We start from the raw sequence: 20174 nt of genomic DNA on the forward strand, positions 1-20174 counted from the left end.
GCTAACAAAGGGGACGTGGCAAGACCCTGCCATGATCGGCAGCGATCATTCTCCTGCTACGCACGCCTCCCGCTGCGAAACCCAGGCCAGGGCGTTCTTCACCATCGTCCGGTATTCCGGGATACTGTACGTTTCCGGCCGGTGCCCGATCGCTGAGTAAAACATCCGGCCCTTGCCCAGGCACTTGCTCCAGGCGATCGGGTGGTCGCCCATGCGCAGGTCCTGCCCGCCCACGCCCTTGGGGGCGTAAGTATTTTCGTCCAGAGTGGCCAGGATTTTGGCGCCGGCTTTGCGCGGATTGGTGGTGAACGAGTACCATTCGTCGTTCATCGTCCATTGCGCGGGAAGCCCCTTTGCGAGCGGCGAGGAAGGCGTTTCCAGCCGGACTTTCGCGTCCTGGAACTGGGGCGACATCGGATGGCCGGCGAAACGCGCGCCGATCAGGGTATCGGCGTACCAGTCCCAGAAATAGGCCGGATCCCCCGCTGAGCCATGAACGGCCAGGAAACCGCCGCCATTTTCGAGATAGGCCTGCAGGGCTTTGCGCTGGGTGAGGGTGAGCACGTCGCCGCTGACGTTGTTCCAGATCACCGCGTCGAAATTGCGCAGGGTCTCGGCGCGGATGGCCCCGCCCTTTTCGGTGGAAGTCACGCTCCAGCCGTTCTCCCGGGCGAGGTCAACGAAGAGGGCATGCGCGGCTTCCACGCCGGGGGTGTCCTTGAAGCCGTTGATCTTTTCGAAGATCAGCAGGCGCGGTGCCCCGGCTGCAGATTTGCCTTCTGCGGATTTGCCGCCTGCGGATTTGCCGTCTGCGGATTTGCCGCCTGCGGATTTGCCGTCTGCGGATTTGCCCTCTGCGGATTTGCCGTCTGCGGATTTCCTGGCGGCGGGAATCTCCAGACGGTCGTCGTCGTAGCGCGCGCAGCGGGCCCTGCGATCGGCGTCGGTGACCGCCAGCTTGCGCAATTCGCCGTCGGCGCGGTCCACCGCATCGGCGGGCATGCCGAAGAACCCGGCGGCCTTGCGCAAAGTGAGAATGGCGGCGAAGCTGGGCGTCTGGGTGCCCATGAAACGCGGCGGGGCACGGTCCAGCGCGGCACCCATGTCACGCGAGACGATGGCTTTGGCCTCCGGGCTGAGCAGCAGGTCTATCAGCGGGGAATCCGCGGAGAACGGAGCATCGCGAAGCGGACAATCGAGCACGGCGGTGCCAGCCATCGTGGCGGGGGCAGGCCCTGCCATTGTCGAGACTGTAAATATCGACGCAGCAAAAAAGGAAGCGGCCAGCGCAGCGCAGGCTTTCAGGGTCCGTCTCATCATGGTTTCCAGCTCTCCCGGTCTGGTCCGTCCTGCCTAAAGCAGGGCCATGATTTGGCAAGTGCCACGAAGAGACCGATAGATCCGTTTCCGCCCCTATTCTCCGCGATAGCGCAAGGCGTCCACCACCAGCCGGAACGCCGCCGAAGGTTGGCGGCGGCTGGGGTAATAGAGGTGGTAACCGGAGAAGGGCTGGCACCATTCGTCCAGCAGCGGCACGAGGTGCCCGGATTCGATGTGCGGCCTGGCGTAAGTGTCCATCATCATGGCGATCCCCGCTCCGTCGAGCGCAGCGCGCAGGATCATCGCCATGCTGTCGAAGGTCAACTGGCCGTCGACGCGGACGGTCAATTCGCGCCCGTCCTTCTCGAACTCCCAGGCATAGAGATTGCCGCGCGAGCGGAAGCGCAAGTTGATGCACTGATGGCCGGCGAGGTCGTGCGGCGTTTCGGGGATGCCGTGCCGTGCGACATAGTCCGGGGAGGCGACCGGAACCAGCCGCGCGTGCGGGCCGATGCGGACGGCGATCATGTCGCGCGCGATGGATTCGCCCAGCCGTACACCGGCATCGAAGCGTTCGGCGACGATGTCCACGAAGCCTGCGTCGATATTCAGTTCCACGTTGATGTCGGGATAGAGCGGCAGGAACCCCCTTAGCGCCGGCCAGATCACCGAATTGGCCGCGTGTTCCGAGGCTGTCAGGCGGACGGTGCCGGCCGGCTTGTCGCGCAGCTCGCTCACGGTGGCCAGCCCCATCGCGATCTCGTCCATGGCGGGGCGCAGGGTGCCGAGCAGCCGCTCGCCCGCTTCAGTGGGGGATACCGCGCGGGTCGTGCGCGACAGCAGGCGCACGCCCAGTCGCGATTCCAGGCGGCGGATCGTATGGCTCAAGGCCGATTGCGAGGACCCGAGCTTGGCGGCGGCGCGCGTGAAGCTGCCTTCGTCGGCGACGGCGATGAAGGCGGTGAGATCGGCGAGGTGTTCGCGTTGCATTGATGAGCGCTTATCATGACTGTCATGCACTTGGCGACGGATAACGCACGGGCACCGGGGATGGCGACAGCCGATGAAATTCCGTCGGAAAGCCGCGTCCCGTCGGTACGACGGTCGGCCTGCGGCGCAAGTGCCGATAGTCGGGAACCGCGGGCGATGACAAGACTTTGTAATTGCCGAAGCTTCTTCTTGACCTTTGTTCCCGAAACAGATCATCTTCGCCCTGGTCGAGGGATCACCTGGAGCCCGATGATTTTGCGAGCTGGATTCGATCGTTTCCTAATCGTCCCGCTCGCGGCAAGCCTGCTTGCCTCTTGCGCGGTCGGTCCCGATTACAAGGTCCATGGCGCGCCGGAACTTGGCGTGCCGGACCAATGGTCCGTGACGGCGCCCCCGCAGGCCGAAGACCTGACGCGCTGGTGGCGCAACTTCGACGATCCCATCCTGACGCAACTGGTGGAGCGGGCGGCCGCCGCCAATCTCGATCTCGAACAGGCTTTGGCGCGCCTGCGCCAGGCGCGGGAATCGCTGGTGGTGAGCCGGGCCGCTCTGTTTCCATCCGCGAGCGGATCGGCCGGTGTCAGCCGGACCGAGGCGCTGCGTGGCGGCGGCACCGTCATCACCCTGCCGGACGGCACGGTCACGCAGACCGGCGGTGGGGGCAGTTCCAGCTTCTCGCTCGGGCTGGATGCCAGCTATCAGCTCGACCTGTTCGGCGGCAATCGCCGGGCGGTGGAAGCCAGCAAGGCCCAGTTCGAAGCCTCCGGGTTCGACTATGCCACCACTCTGCTGACGGTGGAGAGCGAAGTGGCGCGCAACTATGTGCTGGCGCGTGCCTATCAGGCCCAGCTTGCCAATTCGCGGGCCAGCCTTGCCATTCAGGACGACAATCTGCAGATCGCCGGCTGGCGCGTCATGGCCGGATTGGTGTCCTCGCTCGACCAGGAACAGGCCCGCGCCAGCCGCGCGCAGACCGCGGCGGGCATTCCGCAGATCGAGCAGCAATATAACGCCGCCGTCTCGCGTATCACGGTGCTGACCGGGCAGGCGCCGGGGGCGGTGAAGCCGCTGCTGCAGACCGTCCAGCCGATCCCCAAGGGCCCCGGCCAGGTCGGCGCCGGCATTCCCGCCAACGTCCTGCGCCAGCGGCCCGACGTTCGCTCGGCGGAGCGCCAGCTTGCCGCCACCACCGCCCAGATCGGCGTCGCCAAGGCGCAGCTGCTGCCCCAGCTCAACATCAGCGGCAGTCTCGACACCAATGCGTCGAGTTTCAGCAACTTGTTCGACACGATCACCGGCGGCCTGTTCGGCGGCATCAGCCAGGCGATCTTCAACGCCGGCCGGTTGAACGCACAAGTCCGCTCCAGCCGGGCGGCGGCGGACGGTGCCTTTGCCGCCTACCGCTCTTCGGTGCTGACGGCGCTGGAGGATATAGAGAACGCCGTGGTCGCCCTGAGATCGGCCGAGGAGCGGGAGCGGCAATTCGCCATCGCGCTCGATGCCTCGACCAATTCCGCCCTGCTGGCCCGTGCGCAGTATCGCAGCGGACTGACCGACTTCACCACGCTCAACACGCAGGAAAGCGCGCTGATCTCCGCCCGCAACGGGTTGGTACAGGCGCATTCCGACCGGGCGACCGCCCTGATCGCGCTTTACGATGCGCTCGGCGGCGGCTGGGACCCGACATCCGACTACACCGTGCTGGCAACCGAGCCCCGGGGAACCAACTGAGATGGCCGACGAAAAACTCGACGAATTCCTGGGTGCGGAAAAGAAGCCGGTATGGCGCCGCAAATGGGTGTTCTGGACTGGCCTGGTGGTGCTCGTCCTGTTCTCGCTCCTGCTCGTGCGCTGCTTCGGGACGACCGAGAAACAGAACTACGCCACCACCAAGGCCGAGAAGGGCCGTCTCGTCACCAGCGTCTCGGCCACCGGCAAGCTGGCGCCCACCACGCAAGTGACGGTGGGCTCGCAGCTTTCCGGCCTCGTCGTGAAAGTGCTGGTGGACGTCAACGACCGGGTGAAGGCCGGGCAAGTGCTGGCCGAGATCGACCCCGAGCAGATCGAGGACCAGATTCGCCAGGGCCAGGCCCAGTTGAACGCCAATCGCGCGCAAGTGGACCAGGCCAAGGCGACGCTGGCGGAATCGCAGGCCCAGCTGGCGCGGCTCGAGGAAGTCTCGCGCCTGTCCGGCGGGAAGGTGCCGTCGAAGACCGAGCTTCAGGCCGGACGCGCCGACATGCAGCGCGCTGCCGCAGCGGTGAAGACGGCGCAGGCCAATGTGGTGGCGGCCGAGGCCTCGCTGGCGCAGAACCAGACGCAGCGGGCGCGGGCGCGGATCATCTCGCCGGTATCGGGCGTGGTGCTGGCTCGGCAGGTCGATCCCGGCCAGACCGTGGCTTCCTCGTTCAACACGCCGACCCTGTTCGTGATCGCCGAGGACCTTAGCGAGATGAAGCTGGAAGTGGCGATCGACGAGGCCGATGTCGGCACCGTGGCCGAGGGGCAGAGCGCCAATTTCACCGTGGACGCCTTCCCCGGCCAGACGTTCCCGGCGAAGATCACCCGGGTGGAAATCGCCTCCAACCTCACGGCATCTTCGGCCAGTTCCTCCAGTTCTTCCAGCAGTTCCACCACCAGCACGAGCGGCCAGGTGGTGTCCTATGCGGCCGATCTTTCCGTGGCCAACCCGGATTTCAAGCTGCGCCCGGGCATGACCGCCACGGCCGATATCGTCACTTCGGACAAGAAGGACGTCATGCTGATCCCGAACGCGGCTCTGTCCTATAGCCCGCAGGCGACGGGCAATGCCAAGAAGAAGGGCGGCGGCGTGACCGACGCGATCGGGTTCCGCCCGCCCCGCCGCGGCCAGCGCGCGGCCAAGAGCGCCACGCTCGACCGGGGGACGCGCCAGACGATCTACGTGCTGACGGCCGAGGGCAAGCCGCAGGCGATCGAGATCGTCACCGGCAGCACCAATGGCCAGCAGACCGAAGTGGTTTCGGGCGATCTCAAGCCGGGCATGCCGGTCATCACCGGCGAGCTTGCCGGGACCGGGAGCTGAGGGCAGGGCACATGGCCGGCAGCGCTCCCGTCGCCACCCCGATCATCTCGCTGCGCGGGATCACCAAGGTGTTCGGCACCGGGGCCACCGCGTTCCGGGCGTTGAAAGGCGTCGACCTCGACATCGCGGCGGGAGACTTCGTGGCCGTCATGGGACCGTCCGGTTCGGGCAAGTCGACGATGATGAACATTCTCGGCTGTCTCGACGTATCGACCACCGGCGAATTCCTGTTCCATGGCCATCACGTCGAGAGCCTCGACCGGGACCAGCGCGCCCTTCTGCGGCGCCGCTATCTCGGTTTCGTGTTCCAGGGCTTCAACCTCCTGGCGCGCACTTCCGCACTGGAAAACGTCGAACTGCCGCTGCTCTACCGGGGCGATGTCAAGCAGGACCGCCGCAAGGAGGCCATGGCCGCGCTCGACAAAGTGGGGCTTGCCGACTGGGCGGGGCATACGCCGGGAGAGCTTTCTGGCGGGCAGCAGCAGCGCGTGGCGATCGCGCGCGCCATCGTCACCAATCCCGAGGTCCTGCTGGCCGATGAGCCGACCGGCAACCTCGACAGCCAGCGCTCGGTGGAGATCATGGAGTTCCTTTCGGTGCTCAACCGCGATTCCGGGATCACCGTGCTGATGGTCACCCATGAGCCCGACATGGCCGAATATGCGCGGCGGATCGTCCACTTCAAGGACGGCCTGATCGACCGCATCGAGCAGGGGAACGGGGCGCCGGCGGCTGGGCTATCGGCAGCAGGGCCATCGGCCGCAACACCCGATGGCGTGCCGGGCTGATGCTGGGCACGATCTTCCTTCTCGCGCTGCGCTCGATCCGGCGGCACATGTTGCGCTCGCTGCTGACCATGCTGGGCATCGTCATCGGCGTGGGTGCGGTGGTTTCGATGGTGACCCTGGGCAAGGCGACGACGGCGGCGGTGACGCAGCAGATCGCCGCGCTGGGCACGAACATCCTCCAGGTGCGTCCCGGCCAGGGCTTCGGCCGCGGCGGCGGCGGTCCGTCCCCGCGCGATTTCGACCCTTCGGATATCGTGGCCATCCGCCAGCAGGTGGGCGGGGTCATGGCCGTGGCGCCGCAGGCTTCCTCCAGCGGAACCGCGATCTACGAGGGCGCGAACTGGTCCACCACGATCAACGGGACGACCTCGGACTATTTCAAGATCCAGCCCTGGCCCTTGCAGGAGGGCCGCCTGTTCAACGAGGACGAGGAAACCGCCGGCAAGTCGGTGTGCATCATCGGCTCGACAGTGAGCACCAACCTGTTTCGGAATGCCGACCCGATCGGCAAGCGCTTCCGCATCGGCAACGTGTCCTGCGACGTGATCGGGCTGCTGACCACCAAGGGACAGGCCGGCTTCGGCGGCGACCAGGATGACATCGTCATCATGCCGATCAAGACGGTGCAGCGCCGTTTCCTGGGCACGACGTCCATCCGCACGATCCTCGTCGGCGTCGATGACAACTATTCCACCGAGCAGGTCCAGCAGACCCTCACCAGGCTGCTGCGCGAGCGCCGCCACCTGACCGAAGGCAAGGACGACGATTTCAACATCTTCGACACCAAGCAGATCTCCGACACGCTGACCCAGACGACGACGATGCTCACTCAGATCGTTGCCGCCGTCGCTGCCATCAGCCTGGTCGTGGGCGGGATCGGCATCATGAACATCATGCTGGTCTCGGTGACCGAGCGCACGCGCGAGATTGGCATTCGCCTCGCGATCGGCGCGGTGGCCAACGAGGTGCTGCTGCAGTTCCTCGTGGAGGCGGTGGTGCTCTCCTGCCTCGGCGGGGTCATCGGTCTGCTGCTGGCACAGCTCGTGGTGGGTGTGGCCACGCCCCTGATGGGCCTGCCCTGGATATTCGATCCGGTCGTCAACCTGGGCGCCTTCGCGGTTTCGGCGGTGATCGGCGTGGTCTTCGGCTATTTCCCGGCGCAGCGCGCGGCCAGCCTCAACCCGATCGACGCACTTCGTCACGAATAAGGAGAGCGGCGCATGGCCGGATTGCCTTTACGCGGACTGATCGTGGGCATGGCGAACGACCAGTCCCTGGCCTGGGGCTGCGCCGAGGCGCTGCGCGCGGACGGTGCGGAGCTGGCTGTGACGTTCCAGGGCGACAAGGCGCGGTCCCATGTCGAGCCGTTGGCACAGGCCCTTGGCGCGCCCATCTTCCTGCCGCTCGACGTGACCGCGCCGGAGCAGATGGAGGCGCTTTTCACCGAGATCGCCGCCCGCTGGGGACGGCTGGACTTCCTGCTCCACTCGGTGGCCTTCGCGCCCAAGCAGGACCTGCACGGCCGGGTCGTGGACAGCTCGGTGGAGGGCTTCACCAAGGCCATGGACGTGTCCTGCCACTCGCTGATCCGGCTTGCGCGCTTTGCCGAACCGCTCATGGCCGAAGGCGGCTCGATCCTGACGATGAGCTTCTACGGCTCGGAGAAAGTCGTGCCGGGCTACGGCCTGATGGGGCCGGTAAAGGCGGCGCTGGAGGCCAGCGTGCGCTACCTGGCCGACGAACTGGGGCCGACGGGCATTCGCGTCAATGCGCTGTCGACCGGGCCTGTCCGCACCCGCGCCGCGTCCGGCCTGTCGCATCTGGACGAACTGATCCGGCTGGCGGCGGAAAAGGCGCCGCTCCACCAGTTGGTGACGATCGAGCAGATCGGCCACATGGCGGCCTTTCTGCTCGGCCCGAAGGCCCGTTTCGTGACGGGCCAGACGATCTACGTCGACAGCGGCTACAACAGCGTGAGCGGCTAGGCGGCCTTTCGAGGATGCCGCGGCGGAACTGAAACAGTGAATTCGCGCGTCGTGAAATATCGCCAGGGTTCCGAATGCGCCGCGATCGCGGGGCATTCGGTAGAAACGTCTATGTATCTGTTGACGTTTTGAACAGACGGGCGCAGCTTCCTGTCTGACGGGTTCAAGGTTCGGATAAGTCGCCGATTTCATTCTCTTGGGCCCGGTATTTAAGATCTTCGCAGTCATTTCTACAGAGCAGTTGTCCCCGCGCGTCGCGAGGAATTGGTCGGGAGAACGTCATGGGCTGGATTATCGCATTGATCGTTGGCGGCATCGCCGGCTGGCTTGCCAGCCTGGTCATGAACCGCGATGCCTCGATGGGCATCTTCTGGAATATCGTTGTGGGCTGCGTGGGCTCGGTGATCGGCAACCTCATCGCCAACCAGTTCGGCATTGGCGGATCGGTGAAGGAATTCTCGATCGTGGGCCTCCTGGTCGCTTTCCTGGGGGCGGTGGTCCTTCTGGCAATAGTGAACCTGGTCCAGCGCGGCCGCGTGCGCTGATCGAATGCCGACCTGCTTCGGAGCAGGTCGGCACCGGTCCAGGCGGCGCGAACTCATCTGCTACAGGGATTTCGATGCGACTATTGAAGGTGCCGGTGCTTTGCGCATCGGCGGTCTGGTGGATGGCCCTGGCGGCGGCACCCGCTCATGCGCAGGGCGCGAAAGCGACGTCTCCGCCTGAATTCGCGCGGCGCATGGAGCACCTCAAACCCGGCGAATGGGTCTGGGCACCGGACGTTTCGCCGACCGGGCCGATCATGGTCTATGTGGACCTCTCAAGGCAGATCGGCATCGTCTACCGCAACGGCGTGCGGATCGCCGCGACCACGGTCTCCAGCGGCAAGGCGGGCCATGCCACGCCCACCGGCGTGTTCACGATCCTCCAGAAGGACGCGAAGCACCGGTCCAGCACTTACAACAACGCACCGATGCCCTATCAGCAGCGCCTGACCTGGGACGGTGTTGCGCTCCATGCCGGAGGACTTCCGGGCTATCCCGAAAGTCATGGCTGCGTGCACATGCCCTATGGCTTCGCGAAGGAGCTTTTCGCCATCACCAAGCTGGGCGTGACGGTCGTGGTGGAAGGCGATGCCGAGAAGCACGTCCGCACCAGCGACAACAGCCTGCTCGTCCCCTTCGACGACAAGGGCCGGCCGGTCGACCGCACCCCGCTGTCCGGAGGGGAGCAATATCGCTGGCGCCCGCAGCTTGCGCCCAGCGGGCCGCTGTCGATCATCGTCTCCAAACTGGACCAGCGGGTGGTCGTGCTGCGCAACGGCATCGAGATCGGCCGCAGCGTGGCCGAAGTGAACGACGACGATCCCGGCTCCCACGTCATCACGATGATCCTGCGGGACGGCAAGCCGCGCTGGGTCTATGTCGGCCTGCCCGGCCACGGCGATGACGAAGGGCGCGAAGTGGACGAGGCGATCGTCAATCGCCTGCGCCTGCCGCGCCCCTTCTACGAGAAGGTCAAGGCGCAGCTCGCGCCGGGCACGACGATCCTGGTCACCAATTCGCGCGTGGCCGAAGGACCGCCCGAGCACCTGACGGTGATCGACGCGGTCATGCCCAAACCCTGAACCTTACTGGTCTCGCTTCACGCCTCGGGATGGGGTGTGCATGCACCGGGCTGACCGGAGCGGCGCGGTCTGCCGAACCCGGCTCTTCCGGTTGTGCGGACCGATTGCAGTGGTAATCTGAAAATTGTCCTGATGACAGGAGGACTTCCTTGAAAGTTGCGGTCTTCAGCACGCGTCCCTACGATCGCGAATTCCTTGACAAGGCCAATGACGAGGCCGGTGCCGGTCACACGTTGTTCTATCTGGAGCCGCGCCTGAATTCGCACACCGCCCATCTGGCGCGGGGTCATGACTGTATCTGCGCTTTCGTGAACGACCAGCTTGGGCGCGAGGAACTGGAAATCCTGGTCGCCGGCGGAACGCGCATGATCGCGCTGCGCAGTGCCGGGTTCAACAATGTCGATCTCGACGCCGCCCGCGAACTGGGCCTGCGCATAGGCCGCGTTCCCGCCTATTCGCCCGACGCCATCGCCGAGCACGCCGCGGCGCTGATCCTTTCGCTCAACCGCAAGATCCACAAGGCCTATGCCCGCGTGCGCGAGGGCAACTTCGCCCTCGAAGGCCTGCTCGGTTTCGATCTCAGGGGCAAAGTGGCCGGCGTGATCGGCACCGGCAAGATCGGCATCAACCTGGCCCGCATCCTCAAGGGCTTCGGCTGCGAGGTGCTGGCCAGCGATCCTTTCGAAACCCCGGAACTCACGGCCATCGGCGGCCGCTATGTTCCGCTGGACGAACTGCTGGCCCGCTGCGACGTGATCAGCCTCCATTGCCCGCTGACGCCGGACACCCATCACCTGATCGGCCGGGAGGCGATCGGCCGGATGAAGCGCGGCGTCATGCTCATCAACACCAGCCGCGGCGCAGTGATGGATGCCCGCGCGGTGATCGCCGGGCTGAAGAGCGGGCAGGTCGGCTATGTCGGGCTGGACGTCTACGAGGAAGAGGAGGACCTGTTCTTCGAGAACCTGTCCGACCAGGTGATCCGCGACGACGTGTTCGTGCGGCTGATGACGTTTCCCAACGTGCTCATCACCGGCCATCAGGGCTTCTTCACGCGCGAGGCGATGACCGCCATCGCCGGCACCACGATCGACAATATCAGCACGTTCGAGCGCAGCGGCGCGCCGCGCCATCCCGTCCCGCCCGAGCCGGACCTCGTGCCGCAGGAGCCGCTGGCCGCCGGGCAGGGGGACTAGCCCCGCCGATGGCCGCGCTGGCGCTCGTTCCGATCCTGGCGCTCGTGTTCCTGATGACGGGGCTGCGCTGGTCGGCGGCGGCGGCCGGTACGGCCTCGGCCGTGATCGCGGCGATCGTCTCGGTCGCGGCCTTCCAGTTCGGAGACACGCCCGCCGATCTGGCCGGGCCCGTGCTGGAGGCGGGCTTCACGGCAGCGACGATCCTGTGGATCGTGTTTCCCGCGCTCTCCATCCACGAATACCAGATGCGGACCGGCGCCACCGGGGTGATCGGGGAGTGGCTATCGTCGATATCGTCCGATCCGGCGGCCACGGCGCTGCTGGTGGGCTATTTCTTCGCGATGTTCCTGGAGGGCGCCTCGGGCTTCGGCACGCCGGTGGCCATCGTCGCGCCGATGCTGGTCGCGCTGGGCGTGGCGCCGGAGCGGGCGCTGCTGGTCGCCCTGATCGGCCATGTCGTGGGCGTTTCCTTCGGGGCGGTGGGCGCGCCGATGGTGCCGCTGGTGGAGGCCGGGCCGGTCGACGAGCGGCGGCTATCGCTGGCCATCCTGCTGCTCCATGCCTGCATCGGCTGGAGCCTGGCGCTCATCGTCGTGAGGCTCGGCAGTGCGACGCTGCGGCACGGCGGCGCCGCTTCGTGGCAGGTGGCGGCAATGGCGGCGGCCTGCTTCTTCCCGGCGGCCGCCTTGATCGCGGGGCTGGCCGGGCCCGAACTGCCGACGCTGGGCGGTGCGCTGCTGGGCGGGGCCCTGTTCATCGTCTGGCTACGCCGCGGAGCGCCGCCGACAGCGCGGGCGCAAGGGCCGGAGACGAAAGCCCTGCTGCGCGCCGGATTGCCCTATCTTCTGCTGGTGGCGCTCATTCTTGCCAGCCGCCTGATCGATCCGCTGCGCACGGCCCTGCGGTCCTATCATGTCGAGTGGACCTACCGGCAGGGCTTCGGAGACCAGATGCTGCCGTTCTACCACCCCGGCACGATGCTCTTGCTGGCCTTCCTGCTGACGGCGCTGATCAACGGCTTTCGCCCGCGTCTCGTCGCCGGGTCGATGCTCGCCGCGCTCCGCCGCCTGCCGCAAGTGGCGATTGCGCTCGTCTCCGTGCTGACCCTGGCGCGTTTCATGGTTCACGGCGGGCTGATCGATGCGCTGGCCGTTGGGGCGACCGGCCTGTTTGGTCAGGCCTGGCCGCTCGCCGTGCCCCTGGTGGGGGCGCTGGGGTCGTTCGTGACAGGATCGGGAACGGCCTCCAACATCATCTTCGCGAACTTCCAGGTGGCCGCGGCCGATGCCGTGACCCTGCCGCACTGGCTCGCGCTGGCGGGGCAGAGCCTCGGTTCGGCTATCGGCAACATCATGGCGCCGCACAACATCGTGGCGGGCACGGCGACGGTCGGGCTGGTCGGACACGAGGGGAGGGCACTCGCCCGCACGGCGCCGATCTGCCTTGCCTATGCGCTGGCGGGCGGGGTGATCGTGCTGATCGTGCGCTGGGCCTTGGGCCTGCTCACCTAGAATTGTTCGGGGAATTTCAGTCATGTTGCAGTGATATCTTGGTATGCTGCAGTCATGTCATTTGCTGATGTCTTGGTTAATTCAGTAATTCTTCACCGATATCGCCTGAGACGATGTTGAGTATTATGTCTTGCGGGTGTAATAATCCCGGCTGATAGCGAGCGCGACATGATCACGAACCTCTCTTCCTCCGGCATTGCCACGCGGGCTTCCCGCCGCAGCAGGGCGGCAGGCAGGGGTTGGGAGCAGCGACGTGATCGTCCCAGAGATGCGGGAGGGCCGCGGCCTTCCCCCCAGGCGTGCAACGGCGGGTCCTGACCTGCCTTTGCCACTTCCGCCTCCTGTCCACATGTCCACCGAGAGCGACAGGAGGCGGAAAAACGCCCGGCCCGGCATCTCGTTCGATCGGTGCCGCGAACTTCGCGGGTCACGATCTTTCGAACGAACTCTCATCACTTTCCCCCCGATCGATGATCGGAATTTTGCGTGAGCCGGCAGGCGTGCGGCGCTTGATCGTGGCTGCATATCTGGCAAGCTGCAGGCGGTGCCGAAGGGCGCCGGGAGAGTGGCCTTGCCGGGTTTCAGGCCTGGTTGGAGACGACAAGGGTATTCAGGATCGGTCTGGAGCGGGCGCGCCCGTGGCCAGTCGATAGCGCGCCGGATGGTGCGACGCGGACAGTTCCAAACCGTTCGATGACAGGACGGAATCGACAGACCCGACCGGAAGGAGAATGACATGGACGCGAAGACCAGCGGCTGCCCGATGCACGGCGAGCCGGTAAGATCGCTGCTTGGCCGCACCAACCGTGACTGGTGGCCCAACCAGCTTTCCCTCGACATCCTCAGCACCAGCGGCGCCAGCGCCAATCCGCTCGGCGACGACTTCGATTATGCAGCGGCCTTCAAGTCGCTCGACTATGCGGCGCTCAAGGCAGACCTCACCGCGCTGATGACCGACAGCCAGCCCTGGTGGCCGGCGGATTACGGGCACTACGGACCCTTCTTCATCCGCATGGCCTGGCACAGCGCGGGCACTTATCGCACCGGCGACGGGCGCGGCGGCGCCTCTTCCGGCAACCAGCGCTTCGCCCCGCTCAATTCCTGGCCGGATAACGCCAATCTCGACAAGGCGCGGCGTTTGCTCTGGCCGATCAAGCAGAAGTACGGGGCCAAGCTCTCCTGGGCGGACCTGCTGATCCTCACCGGCAATGTCGCCATCGAATCGATGGGCGGCCCGACTTTCGGCTTCGGCGGCGGGCGAGAGGACATCTTCGAGCCTGAAAAGGACGTCTACTGGGGCACCGAGGAAGAATGGGTGGGCCAGGGCGCCGAGACACGCATCCAGCCCGAAAAGGAGATGGCGCTCGAAAACCCGTTGGCCGCGATTCAGATGGGCCTCATCTACGTCAATCCCGAGGGTCCCGGCGGCGATCCCGACCCGGTCGGCTCGGCTCGCGACATCCGGGAGACGTTCGCGCGCATGGGCATGAACGACGAGGAAACCGCCGCGCTCACGGCGGGCGGCCATACTTTCGGCAAATGCCATGGCGCCGGCGATGCGGCGAAAGTGGGCGCCGAACCGGAAGGCGCGGACATCGCGCAGCAGGGCCTTGGCTGGCAGAGCGGACACGAAAGCGGCTTCGGCGATCACACGATCACGTCGGGTCTCGAAGGCTCGTGGACGCCTACGCCGATCCAGTGGGACATGAGCTTCCTGCACATGCTGCTGGATTACGAATACGAACTCGTGCGCAGCCCTGCCGGCGCGCAGCAATGGCAGCCTGTCGCCCAGAAGCCCGAGGACATGGCGCCCGGCGCACATAGCCCCGAACGCCGTGTGCCGACGATGATGACCACGGCCGACATGGCCTTCAAGGTCGACCCCGAATATCGCAGGATCCTGGAAGGCTTCCGTGCCGACCCGAACCACTTCGCGGATGCTTTCGCGCGCGCCTGGTTCAAGCTCTGCCACCGCGACATGGGCCCCAAGGCGCGTTACCTCGGGCCGGAAGTTCCGGCGGAAGACCTGCTCTGGCAGGATCCGATCCCTGCCGCCGACCATGCCGCGATCGAGACGGGGGACGTGGCCGCGCTCAAGCAGAAGATCCTCGCTTCGGGCCTGACCGTGGGCGAACTGGTCTCCACCGCCTGGGCTTCGGCGTCGACATATCGCGGGTCGGACCACCGCGGCGGCGCCAATGGCGGCCGTATCCGCCTTGCCCCGCAGAAGGACTGGGAGGTCAACGAACCCGAGAAGCTCGCGAAAGTCCTCAAGGTCTACGAAGGCATCAAGGCTGAATTCGACGGTTCGGCCGGAGGCAGGAAAGTCAGCGTGGCCGACCTCGTCGTGCTGGGCGGCAACGCCGCGATCGAGAAGGCCGCGGCCGATGCGGGAACGCCCGTGGAAGTGCCGTTCCTGCCCGGTCGCACAGATGCCACGCAGGAGCAGACCGATGTGGAAGGCTTCGCGGTGCTGGAACCCCGCGTCGACGGCTTCCGCAACTACCTGCAGGTGGCCTTCACAGTTCCGACCGAGGAACTGCTGATCGACCGGGCGCAGCTCCTTGGCCTCAGCGCGCCGGAAATGACGGTTCTGGTCGGCGGCCTGCGGGTGCTGGGCGCCAACCACGGCGGCTCGAAGGACGGGGTCTTCACCGATCGCGAAGGGCAGCTCACCAACGACTTCTTCGTTGGCCTGCTGGATATGGGCACGGCGTGGAAGCAGGTGGACGACCAGGCCGACGAGACGTTCGTGGGTACCGACCGCGCCAGCAACACGCAGAAGTGGACGGCAACGCGGACGGACCTGGTGTTCGGCTCCAACTCCCAGCTCCGCGCGCTCATCGAAGTCTATGCCTGCGCCGATGCAGGGCCGAAGTTCCTCAAGGACTTCGTCGCGGCCTGGACCAAGGTGATGAACGCGGATCGGTTCGATCTGGCCGGAAAGGCGTAAGATCGGGGAGCCCCCGCGAAGGCGGGGGCTCCGCTGCCTTCTGCGAGCGAATTTGCCCCCTCGGGCGGATTTGGCGAACGGGCGGGAAGCCATATAAAGATATCTTTATATTTGCGTCGCGAAAGCTGACGGGGTAGGGACCATGCATTCGAGACGCCGGGCTTTGCCGTTCGGCGTCTCCACGCAACGTCCAACGTACCAGGAGCTTCCCGTGGCCACTGCCCAGATCGCCCACGACTACGCCATTACCGATATCTCGCTTGCCGATTTCGGCCGCACCGAGATCAACATCGCCGAAACCGAAATGCCGGGCCTGATGGCGCTGCGCGAGGAATTCGGCGCTTCGCAGCCGCTCAAGGGCGCGCGCATCACCGGCTCGCTGCACATGACGATCCAGACCGCCGTACTGATCGAGACGCTGGTCGCTCTCGGTGCCGACGTGCGCTGGGCCACCTGCAACATCTTCTCGACCCAGGACCACGCTGCCGCCGCCATCGCTGCTGCCGGTATCCCGGTCTACGCGATCAAGGGTGAATCGCTGGCCGATTACTGGGACTATGTCGGCAAGATCTTCGACTGGTCGACCGAAGAGAACCCTGACCTCACTGCCAACCTCATCCTCGACGATGGCGGCGATGCCACCATGTTCGCGCTCTGGGGTGCCCGCGTCGAAGCCGGTGAGCCGCTGTTCGAGCCCACCAACGCCGAAGAAATCGAATTCGTCCGCGCGCTGAACGCCTTCCTCAAGGCGAAGCCGGGCTACCTGACCGCCTCGGTCAAGGCCATCAAGGGCGTTTCGGAAGAGACCACCACCGGCGTTCACCGCCTCTACCACCTCGCCAAGGACGGCAAGCTGCCGTTCCCCGCGATCAACGTGAACGATTCGGTGACCAAGTCGAAGTTCGACAACCTCTATGGCTGCAAGGAATCGCTGGTCGACGCGATCCGTCGCGCCACCGACGTGATGCTGGCCGGCAAGGTCGCTTGCGTCGCCGGCTTCGGCGACGTCGGCAAGGGTTCGGCCGCTTCGCTCCGCAACGGCGGCGCCCGCGTGATGGTCACCGAAATCGACCCGATCTGCGCCCTTCAGGCCGCCATGGAAGGCTATGAAGTCGTCACCATGGAAGACGCCGTGAAGCGCTGCGACATCTTCGTCACCGCCACCGGCAACGAAGCCGTCATCACCGGCGAGCACATGGAAGCGATGCGCGACAAGGCGATCGTCTGCAACATCGGCCACTTCGACAGCGAGATCCAGATCTCGGCGCTCGACAACTACGACTGGAAGGAAGTCAAGCCGGGCACCGACCTGGTCACTTTCCCGGACGGCAAGCAGATCATCGTGCTCGCCAAGGGCCGCCTGGTGAACCTGGGCTGCGCCACCGGCCACCCCAGCTTCGTCATGTCGTCGAGCTTCACCAACCAGACGCTCGCGCAGATCGAACTCTTCGTCAAAAACGACGAATACAAGAACGAAGTCTATGTGCTGCCCAAGCACCTCGACGAGAAGGTCGCCGCGCTGCACCTCGAAAAGCTGGGCGTGAAGCTCACCAAGCTGTCGAAGAAGCAGGCCGACTACATCGGCGTGCCGGAAGCCGGTCCGTTCAAGCCGGACCACTACCGTTATTGATGCTTTCGGTAGGGAATGCCCATTCGGGCATTCCCTATGCGGCACCGGCCCACGCCCCCACCCGACCTCCCATCAGGATATGCTAGTGGGAGGTCGGGTGGGGGCGTGGGCCGGTGCCGCAAGCCTTCGACGGATGTCGAAGGCGTACTAAACACAGACGTTCTCCCCATTGTGTTTAGGGCTTCCCCGCATCATAGCCGTTGGTGAATGGACCAGGATCGCCTCGTACCCCTCCTGATCGGTCTCCTGCTCGCTGCCTGGATGCTGGCGGCGGCCTGGGCCGTGCTTACGGCGCGCAGCCGACAGAAGCGGGCTGAAAACCAGCTTCGCTCCGCGCGGCGCCTTGGCCGCATGGTCGAGGAATCGCCCGCATCGCCGCTGCTCGTCCGCTCCGACGGGCGAATCGAAGCCAGTCCGCGCCTGGCGCAGTGGCTGGGGCTGGACGAAGTGCCGCAGTTCCTGTCCGAACTCGACACGGGCGAGCGGGGCTTGCCGGCAGAGAAGCTGGAAGAGCTGACCGAGGCCGTACGCCGCACCCAGAAGACCGCGACGCCCTTTCGCATGGTGCTGACCCCGCGCGGGTCCACCCGGTCGCTGGCGCTGCGGGGGCATCTGGCCGACCCGCAAGTCTCGCCCGGCGGCGCCGCGCTGGTCTGGGTCTTCGACTTTTCCGACAGCGAGACCGAACTCACCCGCCTACGCGACGAAGCCTCGCGGGCGAGGGGGGATTTCACCGCGCTGGTCTCGCTGATCGAGGCGGCGCCGATGCCGATGTGGTTCCGCCGTCCGGACGGCGAACTGCAACTGGTCAATTCGGCCTATGTCGCCGCGGTCGGCGGCGACAGCGCGCAAGGCGTCGTGGCCAGTGGGACCGAACTGGTCGAGAACGTCGACGGCCTTACCCCGGCGCAAGTCGCGCGCGTCGCGGCCGACAAGGGCTCGCCGATCCAGCGCATCGTCTCGACCACGATCAACGGCCAGCGCCGCGCGATGCGCGTCAGCGACCTGCCCCTGGGCGAGGACGGGGTCGCGGGATACGCGGTCGATATCGAGGACCTTGAGGAAATGTCGCGCTCGTTCCGCGCTTTCCGCGAGGCGCAGCGCGGGTTGCTCGATCAGCTTTCGGCAGGCGTGGCCCAGTTCGACGCCAAGAAGCGCCTGACGTTCGCCAACCAGCCGTTCCAGCGCCTGTTCAAGCTCTCGGCGCAGGCCATGCAGGATCTTCCTGCCTTCGAGCGCCTGCTCGATGCTGCGCGCGATGCCGGGCGCGTGCCCGAAGCGCGCGATTTCCCCGCCTGGCGCCGTGAGAAGGCGGCCTGGTTCGCTTCGGGTGAAGCGAGCGAGGAAGCCTGGACCCTGGCGGACGGCACGCATCTGCGCATCGTCGCCCAGCCGGTGCCCGATGGCGGGCTGATGCTGATCGCCGAGGACCGCACCGAGCAGCTGCGCCTGTCGGCCGTGCGCGATACCCTTCTGCGCACCCGCACGGCCACGTTCGACAGTCTGTTCGAATCGATTGCGGTCTTCGCGCCGGACGGGCGCATGCAGATATGGAACCGCCGCTTCGCCGCCGACTGGGGGCTCGACAGCGACTTTCTCGACACCCATCCGCATATGCAGGACCTGCTCAAGAAGATCGCGCCGCGCCTCAAGCGGCCGGCCGAAGCGGAGACGGTGGGCAGCGTCATGCGCACCGCCACGCTGGACCGGGCGCAGAAGGGCGGCCGCATCGCGCTGGCTGACGGGCGCATGCTGGAGTTCGCGGGCGTGCCGCTGCCCGATGGCAACGGGCTGCTGGCCGTGCTCGACATTACCGATTCGCAGAAGGCCGAGGCCGCGCTGCGCGAGAGCAATGCGGCGCTGATCGAGGCGGATACGATCAAGACCCGGTTCCTTGCCAAGATGAGCTACGAACTGCGCACGCCGCTCACCTCGATCGGCGGTTTCGCCGAACTGCTGGAGGCGGGCGTCGGCGGCGAGCTTTCGGACAGCGGGCGCGAATATATCGAGGCGATCCTCACTTCCGTGGAAGCGCTGGGCGATCATATCGACAGCCTGCTGGACCTTTCGCAGGGCGAAGCGGGGCTGCTGCCGCTGAAGAAGGAAGAGATCGACCCGATGCCCTTCATCCGCTCCGTGGTGGAGGAGCGCGCGTCGCGGCTCCAGAAGGCGGGGCTGGTGCTGGATCTTCAGGCGAGCGGCCTGCTGCGGCCGATTTCCGGCGATCGCAAGCGGCTTGCGCGGGCCGTCGGCCATCTCGTCGACAATGCCATTGCCGCCTCCCGGCAGGGCCAGCGCATCCTGGTGCAGCTCGGCCGCCGCAAGTCGGGTGACGGGGAATGGCTCCAGATCCTGGTCCAGGACCAGGGAGCGGGGATGGACAGCCGCAGCGTGGCCCTGGCGCTTGACGGCATGAAGGCCAGCGCCGACGGCAAGTCGGTGGAGCGCAGCCAAGGCCTGGGCCTGCCGCTCGCGCGCCAACTGGTCGAGGCGCATGGCGGCGCGCTGCGCCTCGCTTCGGAGCCCGGCCAAGGTACCAGCGCGCTGGTGGAGCTTCCGTGAAGATTGCATTGCCCGACCTTGCCGCGATGGAACGCTTCGGCCGCGCCATTGCCGATCGGTTGCGCCCCGATGACGTCGTCGCCCTCACCGGCGGTCTCGGCGCGGGCAAGACAACGCTCGCCCGCGCCATCATCGCCGCCCTCGGGCACGAAGGCGAAGTGCCGTCGCCGAGCTTCGCCATCATCGAAGTCTACGATCCGCCGCAGGGCGACGTGTCTCCTGCAGGCGAGCCCGATTCCGGCCGTCCGGGCGTGCGTCTGCCGCTGGTCCATGCCGATTTCTACCGGCTCCAGGATCCGTCCGAGGCCGATGAGATCGGGTTGGACGACTATCGGCAAGGCGCCGTGCTGCTCGCCGAGTGGCCCGATCACGCGGGCGGCTTCGCCCATGAGCCGGCCTGTCTCTCGATCACGCTGGAAGTTGCGGGCGACGGGCGGACCGCCATTGTCGAGCCGGGGCCCGATTGGCGGGATCGCCTTGGGTTCTGATTTTATCGGAACAGCGATCACCGTTGTTTGTTTGTCGCATTTTCCGAGTCGTCAGGTGTT

At 66.1% G+C, this 20174-nt stretch carries 15 protein-coding genes; 13 read left to right on the plus strand and 2 right to left on the minus strand.

The genetic code is table 11. The features are described 5' to 3' along the window. Positions 1 to 45: 45 nt before the first annotated feature. Together AC1VV3_RS00310 and AC1VV3_RS00315 are read right to left on the minus strand one after the other, a co-directional pair. Positions 46 to 1218, minus strand: a complete 1173-nt coding sequence (locus tag AC1VV3_RS00310; protein ID WP_482961927.1) for a ThuA domain-containing protein — start codon at positions 1216 to 1218, stop codon at positions 46 to 48. Between the two features lie 195 nt (positions 1219 to 1413). Continuing rightward, entirely contained in the window at positions 1414 to 2310 is an 897-nt protein-coding gene (locus tag AC1VV3_RS00315; protein ID WP_132262068.1) for a LysR family transcriptional regulator, read from the minus strand. Between the two features lie 249 nt (positions 2311 to 2559). Here AC1VV3_RS00315 and AC1VV3_RS00320 point away from each other — a divergent pair, with 249 nt between their 5' ends. The 13 genes from AC1VV3_RS00320 to tsaE all read left to right on the plus strand — a co-directional run bounded on the left by AC1VV3_RS00320 (position 2560) and on the right by tsaE (position 20114). Beyond that, the gene (locus AC1VV3_RS00320) at positions 2560 to 4041 is read left to right on the plus strand and encodes an efflux transporter outer membrane subunit (protein ID WP_431568793.1); all 1482 of its coding nucleotides are present in this window, start codon (positions 2560 to 2562) and stop codon (positions 4039 to 4041) included. 1 nt (position 4042) lies between these two features. Further along, complete coding sequence (locus AC1VV3_RS00325) at positions 4043 to 5374, plus strand: efflux RND transporter periplasmic adaptor subunit (RefSeq protein WP_132262072.1); 1332 nt, start codon at positions 4043 to 4045, stop codon at positions 5372 to 5374. Between the two features lie 11 nt (positions 5375 to 5385). Beyond that, entirely contained in the window at positions 5386 to 6162 is a 777-nt protein-coding gene (locus AC1VV3_RS00330) for an ABC transporter ATP-binding protein (protein WP_431568794.1), read from the plus strand. Beyond that, positions 6162 to 7370 carry an ABC transporter permease gene (locus AC1VV3_RS00335; RefSeq protein WP_132262076.1) on the plus strand — a complete coding sequence of 403 codons (1209 nt, stop codon included), beginning with the start codon at positions 6162 to 6164 and terminating at the stop codon, positions 7368 to 7370. The genes AC1VV3_RS00330 and AC1VV3_RS00335 overlap by 1 nt, the downstream gene beginning before the upstream one ends. 12 nt (positions 7371 to 7382) lie before the next feature. Further along, positions 7383 to 8147, plus strand: coding sequence for an enoyl-ACP reductase FabI (gene fabI / locus AC1VV3_RS00340; RefSeq protein ID WP_132262078.1), 765 nt, complete (start codon positions 7383 to 7385; stop codon positions 8145 to 8147). 281 nt (positions 8148 to 8428) lie between these two features. Then, positions 8429 to 8692 (plus strand): GlsB/YeaQ/YmgE family stress response membrane protein, encoded by a 264-nt coding sequence (locus tag AC1VV3_RS00345; protein ID WP_132262080.1) that lies wholly within the window; start codon positions 8429 to 8431, stop codon positions 8690 to 8692. 122 nt (positions 8693 to 8814) lie between these two features. Beyond that, positions 8815 to 9774 carry a L,D-transpeptidase family protein gene (locus tag AC1VV3_RS00350; protein WP_243654113.1) on the plus strand — a complete coding sequence of 320 codons (960 nt, stop codon included), beginning with the start codon at positions 8815 to 8817 and terminating at the stop codon, positions 9772 to 9774. A 149-nt stretch (positions 9775 to 9923) separates the two neighbouring features. Beyond that, positions 9924 to 10970, plus strand: coding sequence for a 2-hydroxyacid dehydrogenase (locus AC1VV3_RS00355; protein ID WP_134094992.1), 1047 nt, complete (start codon positions 9924 to 9926; stop codon positions 10968 to 10970). An 8-nt stretch (positions 10971 to 10978) separates the two neighbouring features. Continuing rightward, positions 10979 to 12481, plus strand: coding sequence for an L-lactate permease (locus tag AC1VV3_RS00360; RefSeq protein WP_431568796.1), 1503 nt, complete (start codon positions 10979 to 10981; stop codon positions 12479 to 12481). 736 nt (positions 12482 to 13217) lie between these two features. Next, complete coding sequence (gene katG / locus AC1VV3_RS00365) at positions 13218 to 15434, plus strand: catalase/peroxidase HPI (protein ID WP_431568797.1); 2217 nt, start codon at positions 13218 to 13220, stop codon at positions 15432 to 15434. 211 nt (positions 15435 to 15645) lie between these two features. Continuing rightward, positions 15646 to 17064, plus strand: coding sequence for an adenosylhomocysteinase (ahcY, locus tag AC1VV3_RS00370; RefSeq protein ID WP_207912788.1), 1419 nt, complete (start codon positions 15646 to 15648; stop codon positions 17062 to 17064). A 207-nt stretch (positions 17065 to 17271) separates the two neighbouring features. Next, the gene (locus AC1VV3_RS00375; protein WP_132262090.1) at positions 17272 to 19626 is read left to right on the plus strand and encodes a sensor histidine kinase; all 2355 of its coding nucleotides are present in this window, start codon (positions 17272 to 17274) and stop codon (positions 19624 to 19626) included. Next, positions 19623 to 20114: a tRNA (adenosine(37)-N6)-threonylcarbamoyltransferase complex ATPase subunit type 1 TsaE gene (gene tsaE, locus AC1VV3_RS00380; RefSeq protein WP_431568362.1), complete on the plus strand. Its 492-nt coding sequence runs from the start codon at positions 19623 to 19625 to the stop codon at positions 20112 to 20114. Before AC1VV3_RS00375 ends, tsaE begins: the two co-directional genes overlap by 4 nt. Positions 20115 to 20174 lie beyond the last annotated feature (60 nt).

The organism is Novosphingobium sp. BL-S-34 (genome assembly GCF_056857015.1).